Source organism: Kitasatospora sp. NPDC015120, assembly GCF_043080305.1.
GTDB lineage: Bacteria > Actinomycetota > Actinomycetes > Streptomycetales > Streptomycetaceae > Kitasatospora.
Genome location: NZ_JBIBVJ010000014.1, coordinates 183533 through 198344, shown reverse-complemented (window position 1 = coordinate 198344; position 14812 = coordinate 183533). Strand labels below are relative to the sequence as shown.

At 73.5% G+C, this 14812-nt stretch carries 14 protein-coding genes, 1 tRNA gene and 1 pseudogene; 9 read left to right on the top strand and 7 right to left on the bottom strand.

The window, feature by feature from the left end; genetic code table 11:
* Positions 1-108, bottom strand: a pseudogene (locus tag ACF1AK_RS27230) (ABC transporter ATP-binding protein); the annotation flags it as partial.
* Between the two features lie 412 nt (positions 109-520).
* Between ACF1AK_RS27230 and ACF1AK_RS27225 the strand changes: the two are divergent.
* From ACF1AK_RS27225 to ACF1AK_RS27215, 3 genes are all read left to right on the top strand, one after another.
* Positions 521-602: transfer RNA gene (locus ACF1AK_RS27225), tRNA-Leu, on the top strand.
* A 142-nt stretch (positions 603-744) separates the two neighbouring features.
* Positions 745-1656, top strand: a complete 912-nt coding sequence (locus ACF1AK_RS27220) for a Bax inhibitor-1/YccA family protein (protein WP_391501453.1) — start codon at positions 745-747, stop codon at positions 1654-1656.
* A 91-nt stretch (positions 1657-1747) separates the two neighbouring features.
* On the top strand, positions 1748-2179 hold the full coding sequence (locus ACF1AK_RS27215) for a hypothetical protein (protein ID WP_391501452.1): 432 nt from the start codon (positions 1748-1750) through the stop codon (positions 2177-2179).
* A gap of 104 nt (positions 2180-2283) precedes the next feature.
* Here ACF1AK_RS27215 and ACF1AK_RS27210 read toward each other — a convergent pair whose 3' ends face one another.
* From ACF1AK_RS27210 to ACF1AK_RS27200, 3 genes are all read right to left on the bottom strand, one after another.
* On the bottom strand, positions 2284-3228 hold the full coding sequence (locus ACF1AK_RS27210; protein ID WP_391501451.1) for a hypothetical protein: 945 nt from the start codon (positions 3226-3228) through the stop codon (positions 2284-2286).
* A 311-nt stretch (positions 3229-3539) separates the two neighbouring features.
* On the bottom strand, positions 3540-4760 hold the full coding sequence (locus ACF1AK_RS27205) for an acetyl-CoA C-acetyltransferase (RefSeq protein ID WP_391501450.1): 1221 nt from the start codon (positions 4758-4760) through the stop codon (positions 3540-3542).
* 62 nt (positions 4761-4822) lie between these two features.
* A complete protein-coding gene (locus ACF1AK_RS27200) occupies positions 4823-5908 on the bottom strand; it encodes an SGNH/GDSL hydrolase family protein (protein ID WP_391501449.1) in 1086 nt (361 codons plus the stop codon).
* A gap of 204 nt (positions 5909-6112) precedes the next feature.
* Here ACF1AK_RS27200 and ACF1AK_RS27195 point away from each other — a divergent pair, with 204 nt between their 5' ends.
* The 4 genes from ACF1AK_RS27195 to ACF1AK_RS27180 all read left to right on the top strand — a co-directional run bounded on the left by ACF1AK_RS27195 (position 6113) and on the right by ACF1AK_RS27180 (position 10444).
* Complete coding sequence (locus ACF1AK_RS27195; protein ID WP_391501448.1) at positions 6113-7516, top strand: cystathionine beta-synthase; 1404 nt, start codon at positions 6113-6115, stop codon at positions 7514-7516.
* A 469-nt stretch (positions 7517-7985) separates the two neighbouring features.
* Entirely contained in the window at positions 7986-8324 is a 339-nt protein-coding gene (locus ACF1AK_RS27190) for a hypothetical protein (RefSeq protein WP_391501447.1), read from the top strand.
* A gap of 171 nt (positions 8325-8495) precedes the next feature.
* Complete coding sequence (locus ACF1AK_RS27185) at positions 8496-9836, top strand: Ig-like domain-containing protein (RefSeq protein ID WP_391501446.1); 1341 nt, start codon at positions 8496-8498, stop codon at positions 9834-9836.
* A gap of 107 nt (positions 9837-9943) precedes the next feature.
* A complete protein-coding gene (locus ACF1AK_RS27180) occupies positions 9944-10444 on the top strand; it encodes a DUF1203 domain-containing protein (RefSeq protein WP_391501445.1) in 501 nt (166 codons plus the stop codon).
* A gap of 18 nt (positions 10445-10462) precedes the next feature.
* Here the strand turns inward: ACF1AK_RS27180 and ACF1AK_RS27175 are convergent, their stop codons facing one another.
* Both ACF1AK_RS27175 and msrA read right to left on the bottom strand, forming a co-directional pair.
* Positions 10463-10831 carry a cupin domain-containing protein gene (locus ACF1AK_RS27175; protein ID WP_391501444.1) on the bottom strand — a complete coding sequence of 123 codons (369 nt, stop codon included), beginning with the start codon at positions 10829-10831 and terminating at the stop codon, positions 10463-10465.
* A 169-nt stretch (positions 10832-11000) separates the two neighbouring features.
* On the bottom strand, positions 11001-11666 hold the full coding sequence (msrA, locus tag ACF1AK_RS27170) for a peptide-methionine (S)-S-oxide reductase MsrA (RefSeq protein ID WP_391501443.1): 666 nt from the start codon (positions 11664-11666) through the stop codon (positions 11001-11003).
* 143 nt (positions 11667-11809) lie between these two features.
* On the opposite strand from msrA, the gene ACF1AK_RS27165 reads away from it, so the two are divergent.
* Positions 11810-12964: a cystathionine gamma-synthase gene (locus ACF1AK_RS27165; protein WP_391501442.1), complete on the top strand. Its 1155-nt coding sequence runs from the start codon at positions 11810-11812 to the stop codon at positions 12962-12964.
* On the opposite strand, the gene ACF1AK_RS27160 is transcribed toward ACF1AK_RS27165, so the two are convergent.
* On the bottom strand, positions 12945-13454 hold the full coding sequence (locus tag ACF1AK_RS27160; RefSeq protein WP_380296653.1) for a MarR family winged helix-turn-helix transcriptional regulator: 510 nt from the start codon (positions 13452-13454) through the stop codon (positions 12945-12947). The two genes, ACF1AK_RS27165 and ACF1AK_RS27160, sit on opposite strands and share 20 nt — an antisense overlap.
* A 122-nt stretch (positions 13455-13576) precedes the next feature.
* Between ACF1AK_RS27160 and ilvA the strand changes: the two genes are divergently transcribed.
* On the top strand, positions 13577-14788 hold the full coding sequence (gene ilvA / locus ACF1AK_RS27155) for a threonine ammonia-lyase (protein WP_391501441.1): 1212 nt from the start codon (positions 13577-13579) through the stop codon (positions 14786-14788).
* Positions 14789-14812 lie beyond the last annotated feature (24 nt).

Sequence of the window (14812 nt, the reverse complement as noted above, 5' to 3'; positions counted from 1 at the left end):
GTCGAGGGCGACGACGCGGGTCTCCCCCTCCCCGTAGACCTTGTTCAGGCCGGTGGCGCGGGCGGCCGCCCGGCCGGTGCGGACGGCGGTTGCGGTCGACGTGGTCACGGGGGTGCTCCTCGGGGCTCGGCAGACAGGGGGCGCGCCGAGTGGGTGCGGCGCAGGAGTGCTCGTCGGGCCGGGCCCTTCCAGGGGTGTTCGGCCGTACCTCCATGCTCCGCCGGATGATCATGGTTTCTCGTCGCTCCGCCGGACGGTTGGCCTGACCGCCGCTGGGTGTACGCCCAGGTGGTGCTCTCCTCCTGCGGTATGACACGCACCCCGAGCGGAAGGGTGGTGGCCGGATCGGGCGGGTTCGGTGGCCAAATCACGAACTGTTCGTCAGATGGCAAGGAAACATGACAACTTCCCCGCCTCGGAACATGCGAAAGGGGAGGCCGGGCGACTAGGCTCAGGGGTGGTCCGCACGGGCGGCTGGGCGATGCTCTCCGCTCCGTCCGCGGGGCCGGGTCCGCAGGACGCCCAGATGGTGGAACGCAGACACGGGCAGCTTAAAACTGCTTGGCCGAAAGGCCGTGCCGGTTCGAGTCCGGCTCTGGGCACGTACTTGCTCGCGGGGGCGCCGTCCGGCGTCCCCGCCGGACGTCACACCCGAACTCCTTCTCGCGGCGGATGCCGATTTCTTTGCCAAGCCATTACCCTTGTGGTTCGGGCGGTGCAGTGCCGCCACGGAGGGAATGAGCAATGAGAAGCAGCAACCCGGTCTTCTCGCGGGAGGGGTCCTTCACCCGCGAGTCCGGCTACGCGGGTTTCGGGACCACCCAGACCCCGCCGGCCGGGGGCCCGTCCGCCGCCAACCCGTACGGCACCAGCCCGTACGGCAACAACCCGTACGCCAACAGCCCCTACGCCCAGCAGCCGCACGGCCAGGCGCCGCTGACCGACGAGCAGCTCGTCGAGATGTACAACGCGCCGTCCGCCGGTCCGCTGGCGACCGGCCGGATGACGCTCGACGACGTGGTCGCGCGCACCGCGATGACGCTGCTGACCCTGGTCGCGGCCGGCGGTCTGGCCTGGTTCGCGCTGCCCGACCGGAACTTCGGCCTGGCCATCGGCGCCTCGCTGATCGCCTTCGTGGTCGGCATGGTGATCTCCTTCAAGCGGAGCGTCAGCCCGCCGCTGATCCTGCTCTACGCGGGGCTGGAGGGCTTCGCGCTCGGCGCGATCACCAAGGTGTTCAACACCATCTGGCCGGGCATCGCGATCCAGGCGGTGCTGGGCACCGCGGCCGTCTTCGCGGCGATGCTGATCGCCTACAAGACCGGCCGGATCCGGGTCACCCCGCGCTACACCCGGATCGGCATCGCGATCGCCATGGGCTTCGTGCTGCTGATGCTGGTCAACATGGTGGCCTCGATGGTCTTCGGTGCCGACATGGGGCTGCGGTCCGGCCCGCTCGGCATCGTGGTCGGCCTGGTCGGCATCGGCCTCGGCGCGTTCTTCCTCTCGCTGGACTTCGCCGCCATCGAGGAGGCGATCGCGCACGGCGCCCCGCAGAAGGAGTCCTGGCGGGCCGCCTTCGGGCTCACCCTGTCGCTGGTCTGGATCTACGTCGAGATGCTGCGGCTGATCGCGATCCTGCGCGGCGACGACTGATCCTCCCCCACGCCGTCACTGCCGCCGGGCCCCGGAGCACCCGCTCCGGGGCCCGGCGGCTTTCGGCGTCCGGGCCCCGTATGCTCGCGGCATGTCCGAGACGCCCGATGAGAAGTCCCTGGTGGAAGCCGTCGACGCGCTGGCCGACCGGTTCCGCGCGATGCCGCAGAGCCGGCTGCTGGGCGCCGTTGCCGGGCACCCCTCGCGGGCGGCGGCCGGGCTGGCACTGGCCCGCCGGCTGGCGGCCGCGGCGCTGGCGGCCGAGGCGGCGCGCCCGGACGGCGGGGCCGGCGGTGGTGCGGCCGGTGGTGGTGCTGCGGACGGCGGGCCGTCGCACGAGCTGCCGGACGCCGGGGCGTTCGCCGTCGGAGACCAGCTCGCGGTGGTCGGTCACGACCTGGCGGCGGCGCTGGACGCGCTGGCCGCGGACGCCGCGGTGGCGCTGCCGGACGGTCGGCTGACGGCGCGGGCGCTGCGGGCGCAGGCCCTGCGGTGGCTCGCGGAGACCGCTGCGGCCGTCTGACCGCCGTCCGGTCCTCCGGCACCCGCCGCGTGAACGGCCGAGGGGCCGGCCGGACCGGTGACCCCCTGATCCGGCCGGCCCCCCCGGCCGGTGCCCCGGTCGGGTCAGATGCTGGCCACCACCCGGTCGGCCAGCACGTACACGGTGTCCTCGTCGGTGGAGAAGGTCAGCGAGTAGGAGCCGGAGAACCGGGAGCCGCCGAGCAGCCGCACGTTCTCGCCGGCCCGGACGGCGTCGATCAGCCGGTACGCGGCCTCGCGGTCGCCCGGGGCCACGCAGAGCGTGGTGCCGTCGGCGAAGGCGTAGACGTCCAGGGTGCCGAGCGGGCCGGGGCGGACGTCGACCAGGGCGGTCGCCTCCTCGGCGAGCGCGGTCAGCCGGGTGTCGGTCCACTCCCGGGACGGTGCCTGGCTGGGGACGAAGTCGGGGTGCGAGGGGTGGCGGCGCGGGTCGGGCGCGGGGGCCGGGGCGTCCTCGACGGCCGGTTCGGCGTCCAGCAGCCCGGCCTCCAGGCCGGTGGCCAGCAGGTCGGCCTCGCGGCGGGCCCGGGCCTCCCCGGCGGTCTCGGCGGCCGGGGCGCCGGCCGGGTGGCCGGGGCGCACCGGGGCGCCGCCCTCGGTCTCGGTCTCGGCCGGGCGCACGCCGCCCTCCTGGATGAGGTCCTCCAGCGCCGAGCGCAGCGCCTCGCCGAATTCCGGATCCATGGTGCCCGCGTTGTCGGCCGCCTCGCTCGGCCCGGTCGGGCGGGGGAAGAAGAGCGGCCATTCGTCGGTGGTGTTGAAGACCCCGGCGAAGGGGGAGTCGAACAGTGGCGCGTCCTCGGCCGCCCGGGCCTCCTGCTCGGCCCAGAACGCCCGGGCCTCGGTGATCTCCCGCTCCCGGTCGGCGGCCAGCGCATCGGCGACGGCCCGGCGTATCGCCGCCTCGTCGACGGCCGGCGCGGCGGTCGCCCGCGCGTCCAGCCGACGGGAGATTCCCCGGAGGTGGAGCAGCACGGCGGTCGACACGGCGATCAGGATCAGCAGCAGGATGGTGTAGACGGCGCTCACGGAACGTACTCCTAGCGAGGAGCGGAACGGGGTTACGTCTCCACACTGCCGCATCCGGCCCTGTTACCGCAGGGGCGAATGTCCACTTTGTCGGCGACTTCCGCTCTTGTCCCCAAATTGTTAGGTAGTCCCGCTCTACGCAGCGGAGTTGATCCGCTCCGCACCGTCGATTTCCGGTCCGGAAATGACAGAAAAGAGGGCCGGATCGACCTCTCGGTGTGATCCGGCCCTCAATTACCCTGCGTCACTCCAAATGGGTGGTCTGGACCCTTCGGGGTTGACGGATCCGGCGGGGGCGGGGTCGTTCGGGGTCAGCTCAGCCGCTCGATGACCATCGCCATGCCCTGGCCGCCGCCGACGCACATGGTCTCCAGGCCGAACTGCTTGTCGTGCCACTGCAGGGAGTTGATCAGGGTGGTGGTGATCCGGGCGCCGGTCATGCCGAAGGGGTGGCCGACCGCGATCGCGCCGCCGTTGACGTTCAGCCGGTCCAGGTCGACGCCGAGATCGCGGTAGGACGGGATCACCTGGGCGGCGAAGGCCTCGTTGATCTCGACCAGGTCGATGTCGCCGATGGTCAGGCCGGCCCGCTTGAGCGCCTGCCGGGAGGCCTCGACCGGGCCGTAGCCCATGATCTCGGGGGAGAGCGCGCTGACGCCGGTGGAGACCACCCGGGCGAGCGGGGTGATGCCCAGCTCGCGGGCCTTGGTGTCGGACATGACGACCAGCGCGGCGGCGCCGTCGTTCAGCGGGCAGCAGTTACCGGCGGTCACCGTGCCGTCCGGGCGGAACACCGGCTTCAGGCCGGAGACGCCCTCCAGGGTGACGCCCGCCCGCGGACCGTCGTCCGTGCTGACCACGGTGCCGTCCGGCAGGGTGACCGGGGCGATCTCGCGCTCCCAGAAGCCGGCCGCGATGGCGGCCTCGGCGAGGTTCTGCGAACGCACGCCGAACTCGTCCTGCTCGGCGCGGGTGATGCCCTTGAGCGCGGCCAGGTTCTCGGCGGTCTGGCCCATCGCGATGTAGGCGTCCGGCAGCAGCCCGTCCTCGCGCGGGTCGTGCCACTCGCCGCCGCCCTCCTCGGCCCGCCGGGCGGTGCGCGCCCGCGCCTCGTCGAACAGCGGGTTCATGGTGCCCGGCAGGCCGTCCGAGGTGCCGTGGACGCTGCGCGAGACGGTCTCCACGCCGGCCGACACGAAGACGTCGCCCTCGCCGGCCCTGATCGCGTGCAGGGCCATCCGCGTGGTCTGCAGCGAGGAGGAGCAGTAGCGGGTGACGGTGGCCCCGGGCAGGTAGTCCATGCCCATCTGGACGGCCACGATGCGGGCCAGGTTGTGGCCCTGCTCGCCGCCGGGCAGGCCGCAGCCGAGCATCAGGTCGTCGATCTCGCGCGGGTCGAGCTGCGGCACCTTGGCCAGGGCGGCCCGGATGACGTGCGCGGTCAGGTCGTCCGGGCGGACGTCCTTCAGCGAGCCCTTGAAGGCCCGGCCGATCGGCGAACGGGCGGCGCTGACGATGACGGCTTCGGGCATCACGGGCTCCTCGCTGAGTGGCGGCGGACAGGCGTCCGGGAGGAAAGTTACCGCCTGGTAGATCAGCCGTCATCCGCTCCGGCGTGTGAGCTGGCCGACGTGTTCCGGCCGGTCGGCGGGCCGTCGGTGGGGGGCTCGGCGAAGGCTCCGGAACCCGGCAGGCCGACCCGCAGCCGGTGGCGCAGCAGTGCCCAGCGCCCGGCCGCGCCGGCCTCGCCGCCGACCGCCGCCACCTCGGAGCCGGACCGTCCGGCCGCGGCCGCCGCGGCCACCGCCACCGGCAGCACCGCCTCGCCCGGGACCGTCCCGTCCGGCCGCTCCTCCTGCGGCCAGAGGTCCAGCACGGCGCAGACCGAGGGCAGCACGGCCATCGCGGCCGTCGCGTAGCCCTGGGCCGAGGGGTGGTAGCGGTCGGCGGCGAACATCTCCGGCCGGGCCGCGAACTCCGGACCGAGCAGCGAGCCGAGGGAGACCGTCCGCCCGCCGGCCTCCACCACCGCGATGGTCTGCGCGGCGGCCAGCTGACGGCTCAGCCGGCGGGCCACCCAGCGCAGCGGCGGGCGGACCGGCTTGATCGTCCCGAGGTCCGGGCAGGTGCCCACCACCACCTGGCAGCCGGCGGCGCGCAGCGCGGCGACCGTCTCGCCGAGCTGGCGCACCGCGAGCTGGGCCGGGCTGTGCCGGGTCACGTCATTGGCGCCGACCATGATCACGGCGATGTCGGGGCGGTGCGCCAGGGCCTGGTCCAGCTGGCCGGCCAGATCGGCGGAGCGGCCGCCGCTGAAGGCCACGTTGACCAGCCGCACCGGGCGCTCGGCGACCGAGGCGAGCCCGGCGGCGAGCAGCGCGCCCGGTGTCTCGCGGGCCCGCAGCACTCCGAGGCCGGCCGCGGTCGAGTCGCCGAGGAAGGCCAGCACCAGCGGCGGCTGCAGGGCGGCGGAGGCGTCGGCGAAGGCCTCGCCGTAGACGCCGTCGGCCTTCGGCGGGGTGCCCTCCAGGATGCCGATGGCCTGGACGGCCAGCTTGCTCTCGGTCAGCAGCAGGCCCACCAGGCCCACGCCCAGCACGCCGAGCCCGCCGCCGCCGTACGCCGCCGCGGTGGCGATCCTGCGGGCCACCCGGGCCCGGGACTCCTGTGCCGTGGACATCCGGTGCCCCCTTCGCGTCCTCGCGCCGCCCCGTGGGGGGCCGCTCCCGATGCGTGTACACCCCTCGTACCCGCGATCGGCCCGGCCTACGACGGGGGTGGTCCGTTCGTGGGGCGCGAGGGGCCTTCCGGGACGCGTGGTACGGCCTAGGCTTTGCAGTACCGAAAGCCACTGCCTGCATGCCCACAGACCGGGAGGACCCCCGTGCGGTACCACAACTCGATCATCGACCTGGTCGGCAATACGCCGCTGGTCAAGCTGAACAAGGTCACCGAGGGGATCAGCGCGACGGTGCTCGCCAAGGTCGAGTACTTCAACCCCGGCGGCTCGGTGAAGGACCGCATCGCGATGCGCATGATCGAGGCCGCCGAGGCCTCCGGCGCGCTCAAGCCCGGGGGCACCATCGTCGAGCCGACCTCCGGCAACACGGGTGTCGGCCTGGCGATCGTGGCCCAGCAGAAGGGCTACAAGTGCATCTTCGTCTGCCCGGACAAGGTCTCCACCGACAAGATCAACACGCTCCGCGCCTACGGCGCCGAGGTGGTCGTCTGTCCGACCGCCGTCGCCCCCGAGCACCCGGACTCGTACTACAACGTCTCCGACCGCCTCGTCCGGGAGACCCCGAACGCCTGGAAGCCGGACCAGTACTCCAACCCGGACAACCCGGCCTCGCACTACCACTCCACCGGCCCCGAGCTGTGGGAGCAGACCGGGGGCCGGATCACCCACTTCGTGGCGGGCGTCGGCACCGGCGGCACCATCTCCGGCACCGGCAACTACCTGAAGGAGGTCTCCGGCGGCAAGGTCCAGGTGATCGGCGCCGACCCGGAGGGCTCGGTCTACTCGGGCGGCACCGGCCGGCCGTACCTGGTCGAGGGCGTCGGTGAGGACTTCTGGCCGACCGCCTACGACCGCACCGTCGCGGACGGCATCGTCGCCGTCTCCGACAAGGACTCCTTCCAGATGACCCGCCGTCTGGCCAAGGAGGAGGGCCTGCTGGTCGGCGGCTCCTGCGGCATGGCGGTCGTCGCCGCGCTGGAGGTGGCCCGCGGGCTCGGCCCGGACGACGTCGTCGTGGTGCTGCTGCCGGACGGCGGCCGCGGCTACCTGTCGAAGATCTTCAACGACGACTGGATGGCCGACTACGGCTTCCTGCCCTCCGCCACCGACGAGGCGCACATCGGCGAGGTGCTGGCCCGCAAGGACGCCATCGAGCACGAGGGCATTCCGCAGTTCGTCCACATGCACCCCAACGAGACGGTCTCCGAGGCGGTCCGGGTGCTGCGCGAGTACGGCGTCTCGCAGATGCCGGTGGTCTCGCCGGGCGCCGGCCACCCGGACATCATGGCCGGCGAGGTGATCGGCTCGGTGGTGGAGAAGCTGCTGCTGGAGGGCGTCTTCGCGGGCGACATCCAGCTGACCGACACCCTGGACAAGGTGATGTCCAAGCCGCTGCCGGTGGTCGGCTCGGGCGAGACCGTCACCAACCTGATGACGGTGCTGGAGAAGGCCGACGCCGCGGTGGTGCTGGTGGAGGGCAAGCCGCAGGGCATCGTCACCCGCCAGGACCTGCTGGGCTTCCTGACCGGCAGCCGCGCCGGGCACTGAGGCCGGGCACCGGGGCCGGACCGGCCGCCGCCCCCGACCCGGCGGCCGGGGGGCCCGCGGGGCGCGGGCTTCCGTTTCCGGGCGAACTGGTACACCGGCGTCATCTCCGTGCAGCACGGGCTTAACACGGCTGCGGCATCGTTGTGCTCACGGCAAGACGCCGAGCGAGACGGCGGCGACCACCGGGAGCGGCTCCCCGGCGGCGCGGTCCGTCTCGGGCCCGACGGCCGGTCCTGATCCGGCCGGTGGTGCCCCTGCCCGCGGAGGCGCCGTCGTCCCGCCCCTGCCCGGTTCCGGCCGGCTGCCAGGGTGTGGCGGCTCTCCGGGCGACCCGCGCCGCTTGGCGCGTCTCCGCGGCTCCCGGGTGGGGGAGTCCGGCGGAGGCGGCGGGGCCGGTCCTCCACGCGGAGGGCCGGCCCCTCCCGTCTTCCGTGCCGGCGCACCGGTTCGTTCCCGTAGTCTCACTGTCATGACCAGCACTGACACGACCGGCCAGGACAGCCCGCGCTACGTCCGGCTCAGCATCGAGCTCATCGCCGAGATCACCGACGAGGGCGCCCTCAAGGCGGCGGCCCTCCAGCAGGTGGCCGGCGACGAGTACCTCGACGACGAGGAGCGCGCGCAGTCCGTCGAGGCCATCGAGGTGGACCCGTCGGGCTCGCTCGCCCACTTCATCGACCCGGTGGCGCTGCTCGGCGACGTCCCGGGGGTCGAGCTGGCCTCGGCGACCTGGGAGTCGGCGAAGACCGACTTCGACCCGGAGGGTGACGAGTGGGACGAGTACGCGGTGGAGGAGTCCGCCGAGTAGGACGCGCCCGTCACGGCCCGTGAATGCCCGGTCCGCCGTCCGCGGACCGGGTATTTGTCCATATTTGGCGCCGACTTTCGGATTCTCGTACGATCGCAAGCCGTTGGTGATGGAACCGTGAACGCACGGATTGCGTTTCTGTATCCGTAAGGCCCGGATGATCAGCAGGGAGTGGGCGACGTGACGGCACGGGAAGGTCAGGGCCGAGCGGCCGGGAGCAACTGGAGCCGGCGCGGCGTACTGGCGGGCCTGATCGGGGCCCCGGTCCTGCTGCTGGCGGCCTGCAACGACAGCAAGAGCGCCGACAACGGCGCCGCCACCGGCGGCAGCGGCGGGACCGGCGGCGCGGACACCGGCACGGGCGGCGGCACCGGTGGCACGGCCACCGCCGGCGCGCAGCCCACGCCCACCGCCACCAGCACCCCCACCCCGAAGACCTCGGCCGCCGTGATCACCGTCACCCCGGCCGACGGCGCCACCGCCGCCAGCTTCAGCGAGCCGGTCCGGGTCGCCGTCGCGGGCGGCGCCCTCACCGCGGTCAAGGTCACCGACTCCGCCGGCAAGGCGCTGGCCGGCGAGCTGTCCGCCGACGGCACCGTCTGGACCTCCGCCGCGGCACCGGCCAGCGGCACCAAGTACACGGTGTCCGCGGTCGCCTTCGACAAGGAGAAGCTGGAGGCCGACGCCAACGCCGTCTTCACCACGGCGACCCCGGCCAACACCTTCGTCGGCTACTTCACCCCCGAGGACGGCTCGGTCGTCGGCGTCGGCATGCCGGTCTCGATCAACTTCAGCAAGCCGGTCACCGACCGCAAGGCCGTCCAGCAGGCGATCACCGTGATAGCCGAGCCGGGCGTCGAGATCGTCGGGCACTGGTTCTCCAGCACCCGCCTCGACTTCCGGCCGCGGGAGTACTGGGCCAAGGGCACCAAGGTGACCGTCAAGCTCCGGCTGAAGGACGTCCAGGGCGCCAAGGGCGTCTACGGCACCCAGTCCAAGGACGTCCGCTTCACCATCGGCCGGGCGCAGACCAGCGTCGCCGACCTCGCCGCCAAGAAGCTCACCGTCACCACGGACGGCCAGGTCAGCGCCGTCTACGCGATCTCCGGCGGCTCGCCGGAGTACCGCACCTGGGGCGGCAGGATGGTGATCACCGAGCAGTACCAGCAGACCCGGATGAACTCGCAGACCGTCGGCCTCGGCAGCGAGTACGACATCCCGGACGTGCCGCACGCGATGCGGCTCAGCACCTCCGGCACCTTCATCCACGGCAACTACTGGTCCCCGCCGTCGGTCTTCGGCAGCCAGAACACCAGCCACGGCTGCGTCGGGCTGCGCGACGTCAAGGGCGGCCAGGACGCGAGCGCGGACGGCTACAAGTTCTTCAAGAGCTCGATGATCGGCGACGTGGTCGAGGTCGTGAACTCCGGCGACAAGACCGTCGCGCCGTCCAACGGCCTCAACGGCTGGAACATGGGCTGGGCCGACTGGAAGGCCGGCAGCGCGATCTGACGGCCCCGGCGGCGCCCCGCGGTCCGCGCACCGACGGCCGGGCCGGGGCGGAACGCGACGGCCGATTTCCGCCGGAATTCCGGCCTCCGCACCGCCAGGGTGGAGGCATGACGATCACCTCCGCCACCCCGTCCGTCCTGACCGTCCACGCCATCGACCCCGCCGTGCACCGCGCCCTGCTGGTGCGCGACGACTCCGGCCGCGCGCCCGTGCGCTCGGTCGACGAGACCGGCGGCGCCCCGCTGCGCTGCTGCCTGACCAGGGCGCGGCCCGGCGAGCGGATCGCCCTGGTCTCCTACGCGCCGCTGCGGCGCTGGGCCGCCGGGACCGGGGCCGAGCCCGGCCCGTACGACGAGACCGGCCCGGTCTTCGTCCACGACGGCCCGTGCGCCGGCCCGGCGGGCCGGGGCTGGCCGGAGGGCTTCCACAGCGGCCGGCGGCTGGTGCGCCTGTACGACCGGCGCGGGCACATCCTCGGCGGCGAGCTGGTCGAGCCGGACACCGCCGAGGCGGTCGCGGCGCGGCTGCTCGCCGACCCGCAGGTGGCCGTGGCGCACGTCCGGGCGGTGGACTTCGGGTGCTTCATGCACGAGGTCCGGCGGGGCTGACCAGCGCCGGCCGGGTGCTCAGGAGCGCTTGGCGTAGTCGCCGAAGCCCTGCCAGTCCAGGGCGACCACGGGCTCGTCGCCGACCACCCAGGCGTCGTGGCCGGGCGGGCAGACCATGAAGTCGCCGGGGCCGAATTCGGCCTCCTGGCCGTCGTCCATGACGATCTTCATCCGTCCGGAGAGGACGTAGCCGACGTGGGCCGACCGGCAGCTGTCCGTCCCGGCGATCGGCTTGATGTGCTCGGACCACCGCCAGCCGGGCCGGAACACCGCCCGTCCGACGGCGCCGCCGTCCAGGTTGACCAGGCGCAACTCGCCCTTGTCCGCCTCGAAGGGGCGGACCTCCTCGGGATCGGTGTCGAAGTTCTTGCGGATGAGACCGGCCATGAGGTGCTCCTCGGGACAGGGGCGGCCGCATCACCAGGGACGGTGACGCGGCCGCCCAACCGGTCCTTCCAGTCTGCGCCCGCAGGGCCCGATCGGGAACCCTCGGTCACGGCTCGCCCCGGGTGACCGCCGACCGTGGGTGACGGCTCACCCGGGGTGCCCGACGGGGTCAGGCGCCGGTGCGGGCGACCCCGATCGGGCAGCTGGCGCCGGTGCCGCCGAGGCCGCAGTAGCCGTTCGGGTTCTTGGCGTCCGAGAGGTACTGCTGGTGGTAGGGCTCGGCGGGGTAGAACGGGCCCGCCGGGGCGATCTCGGTGGTGATCGGGCCGAGGCCGAGCGCGGTCAGGGCCGGCTGGAAGGCGTCCCGGGTGGCGGTCGCGGCGGCGGCCTGGGCCGGGGAGTGGGTGTAGACCGCGGAGCGGTACTGGGTGCCCACGTCGTTGCCCTGGCGGTTGCCCTGGGTCGGGTCGTGCGCCTCCCAGAAGGTCTTCAGCAGCCGCTCGTAGGAGACCACGGCGGGGTCGTAGACCACCCGGACCGCCTCGGTGTGCCCGGTCAGGCCGCTGCACACCTCCTCGTACGTCGGGTTCGGGGTGTGCCCGCCCTGGTAGCCGACCAGCGTCGTCCAGACGCCGGGCAGCCGCCAGAACGTCCGCTCGGCACCCCAGAAGCAGCCCAGCCCGAAGTCCGCGACCTCAAGACCGTCGGGGTAGGGGCCGGTCAGCGGGTGGCCGAGCACGGTGTGCGGGTCACGGAGCGTGAACGCCGGGGCCTGGCGGCCGGGCAGCGCCTGGTCGGCGGGGACGAGCGAGGTCTTGTGGCGGTTGAACAGCACGGCCTGCTCCAACGGTTCGGGGAGGGTTGCGCAGAGTCCAACGCGGCCGGGCGGCCGGGGATTCCGGCGGACCGGCGGCCTCCCGGCGGCCCCGTCCGCGTCTTGCGCGCGGCGCCCGGCGGTTCGCCGACTACGCTCGGAGCATGACCGAGCACCAGCTTCCCCAAGGCTTCGAGACCCTCGCCATCCACGCGGGTCAGGAAGCAGACCCCCAGACCGGGGCCGTCGTCACGCCGATCTACCAGGTGTCCACCTACAAGCAGGACGGGGTGGGCGGCCTGCGGGGCGGCTACGAGTACAGCCGTAGCGCCAACCCGACCCGCACCGCGCTGGAGGAGTGCCTCGCCGCGCTGGAGGGCGGGGCCCGCGGCCTCGCCTTCGCCTCCGGCCTGGCCGCCGAGGACACCCTGCTGCGCACCGTCCTCAAGCCGGGCGACCACATCGTGATCCCCGACGACGCCTACGGCGGCACCTTCCGGCTCTTCGCCAAGGTGCTGACCCGCTGGGGCGTCGAGTTCTCGGTGGCCAACACCCAGGACCTCGCCACCGTCCGCGAGGCGCTGCGCCCCAACACCCGCGCGGTGTGGGTGGAGACCCCGTCCAACCCGCTGCTGGGCATCACCGACCTCGCCGCGCTGGCCGAGATCGCGCACGGCGCCGGCGCGCTGCTGGTGGTCGACAACACCTTCGCCAGCCCCTACCTGCAGCAGCCGATCGCGCTCGGCGCCGACGTGGTCGTGCACTCGACCACCAAGTACATGGGCGGCCACTCGGATGTGGTCGGCGGCGCCCTGGTGATCGCCGAGGCGGGTCTCGGCGAGGAGGTCGCCTACCACCAGAACGCGATGGGCGCGGTCTCCGGCCCGTTCGACGCCTGGCTGGTGCTGCGCGGCATCAAGACCCTCGGCGTGCGGATGGACCGGCACAGCGCGAACGCCGAGCGGGTCGCCGAGCTGCTCGCGAGCCACCCGAAGGTCAGCCAGGTGCTGTACCCGGGCTTGGCCGAGCACCCCGGCCACGACATCGCCGCCAAGCAGATGAAGGCCTTCGGCGGCATGGTGTCGTTCCGGGTCGACGGCGGCGAGGAGGCGGCGGTCGAGGTCTGCAACCGGGCGCAGCTCTTCACCCTCGGCGAGTCGCTGGGCGGCGTGGAGTCGCTGATCGAGCACCCGGGCCGGATGACCCACGCCTCGGTGGCCGGTTCGGCGCTGGAGGTGCCGGCCGACCTGGTGCGCGTTTCCGTCGGCATCGAGTCGATCGACGACCTGCTGGCCGACCTCAAGCAGGCGCTGGGCTGACGCCCTGCCCGCCGGCGCCCTGCCGGCCCGCGGTGTACTCCTCCATGGAGTGGTTGAAGCGGGCCAGCAGGGCGCAGAACGCCCGTTGCTCCTCGGGCGGCCAGCCGGCGACCAGCCGGCGGGTCAACTCGGTCCTCCCGGCCCGGACTTCGGCCAGCCGTCCGGCGCCGAGCGGAGTCAGCGCGAGCCGGACGGCGCGCCGGTCGGCCGGGTCCTGGACCCGGCCGACCAGGCCCGCCGCGACCAGCGGGGCGACCTGCCGGGTGACGGTGGAGGAGTCCACGCCCAGTGCGTCGGCCAGCGCCTTGACGTTGGCGGGGCCGAGGCGCTCCAGCCGTTCGAGCAGCAGATAGGCCGCCCGGACCAGGGCGGCCACTCCGTCGGATCCGCGGACCTGTTCCATACGGCGGGCGAACAGCGCCAGCTGGTACTGGAGTTGGGTGTGCACGGGGTCGGTGAGGTCGGGGGCCTGGGGCGAGGTCGTCGTCATCGCGGCTCACGATCGTCGTGCGGTGAGGAAGGCTCAGGAGCAGCAGAGTACGCGGGCCGGGCGGGCCCGGGAACAGGGCCGACGTCCCCGGACCACGTGTCATGAGCGCCTAGGCTGCTGTCATGCACAGCTGGCCGATCACCCTCGACGACGTCCGCGGCGCCCAGAAGATGCTCGCCGGGGTCGCCCGGGTGACGCCGATGGAGGGCAGCCGCCACCTCTCCGCGCTGGTCGGCGCGCCGGTCCACCTGAAGTGCGAGAACCTGCAGCGCACCGGCTCGTTCAAGCTGCGTGGGGCGTACGTGCGGATCGCGGGCCTGTCTCCGGTGCAGCGGGCGGGCGGGGTCGTCGCGGCGAGCGCCGGCAACCACGCCCAGGGGGTGGCGCTGGCCGCCTCGCTGCTCGGGGTGCGCTCGACCGTCTTCATGCCGGTCTCCGCCCCGCTGCCGAAGATCGCGGCGACCCGGGAGTACGGCGCGGAGGTGCGGCTGCACGGGGCGACGGTGGACGAGGCGCTGCAGGCGGCGCAGCGCTACGCGGAGGCGGGCGGCGCGGTCTTCATCCACCCGTTCGACCACCGGGACGTGGTGATCGGGCAGGCCACCGTCGGGCTGGAGGTCCTGGAGCAGTGCCCCGAGGTGCGGACCGTCCTGGTCGGGGTGGGCGGCGGCGGGCTGCTGGCCGGGATCGCGGCGGCGGTCAAGCCGCTGCGGCCGGACGTGCGGGTGATCGGGGTGCAGGCGGCCTCCGCGGCCGCGTACCCGCCCTCGCTGGCGGCCGGGCACCCGGTCTCGCTGGAACGGTTCGCCACCATGGCGGACGGGATCATGGTCGGCCGGCCGGGGGACGTCCCGTTCGAGATCGTGAACGCCCTGGCGGACGGTGTCCGGACGGTCTCCGAGGACTCGCTGTCCCGGGCGCTGCTGCTCGGTCTGGAGCGGCTGAAGCTGGTGGTGGAGCCGGCCGGGGCGGCCCCGGTCGCGGCGCTGCTGGAGCGGCCGGACTCCTTCGAGGGGCCGGTGGTGGCGGTGCTGTCCGGCGGCAACATCGACCCGCAGCTGATGCAGCGGGTGCTGCGCCACGGCCTGGCGGCGGCCGGGCGGTACCTCTCGCTGCGGGTGCGGCTGGCCGACCGGCCCGGTGCGCTGGCGGGCCTGCTCGGGGTGCTGACCAGGGTGGACGCCAATGTGCTGGACGTCGCGCACGTGCGGGTCGATCCGCAGCTGGGGCTGACCGAGGTGGAGGTGGACCTGCACCTGGAGACCAAGGGGCCGGAGCACTGCGCGGCGGTGCTCGGCGAACTGCGGGGCGCGGGCTACGTGGTCTCCCGGTAGGGCGGCGCGGGGGAGCGCGCGCCG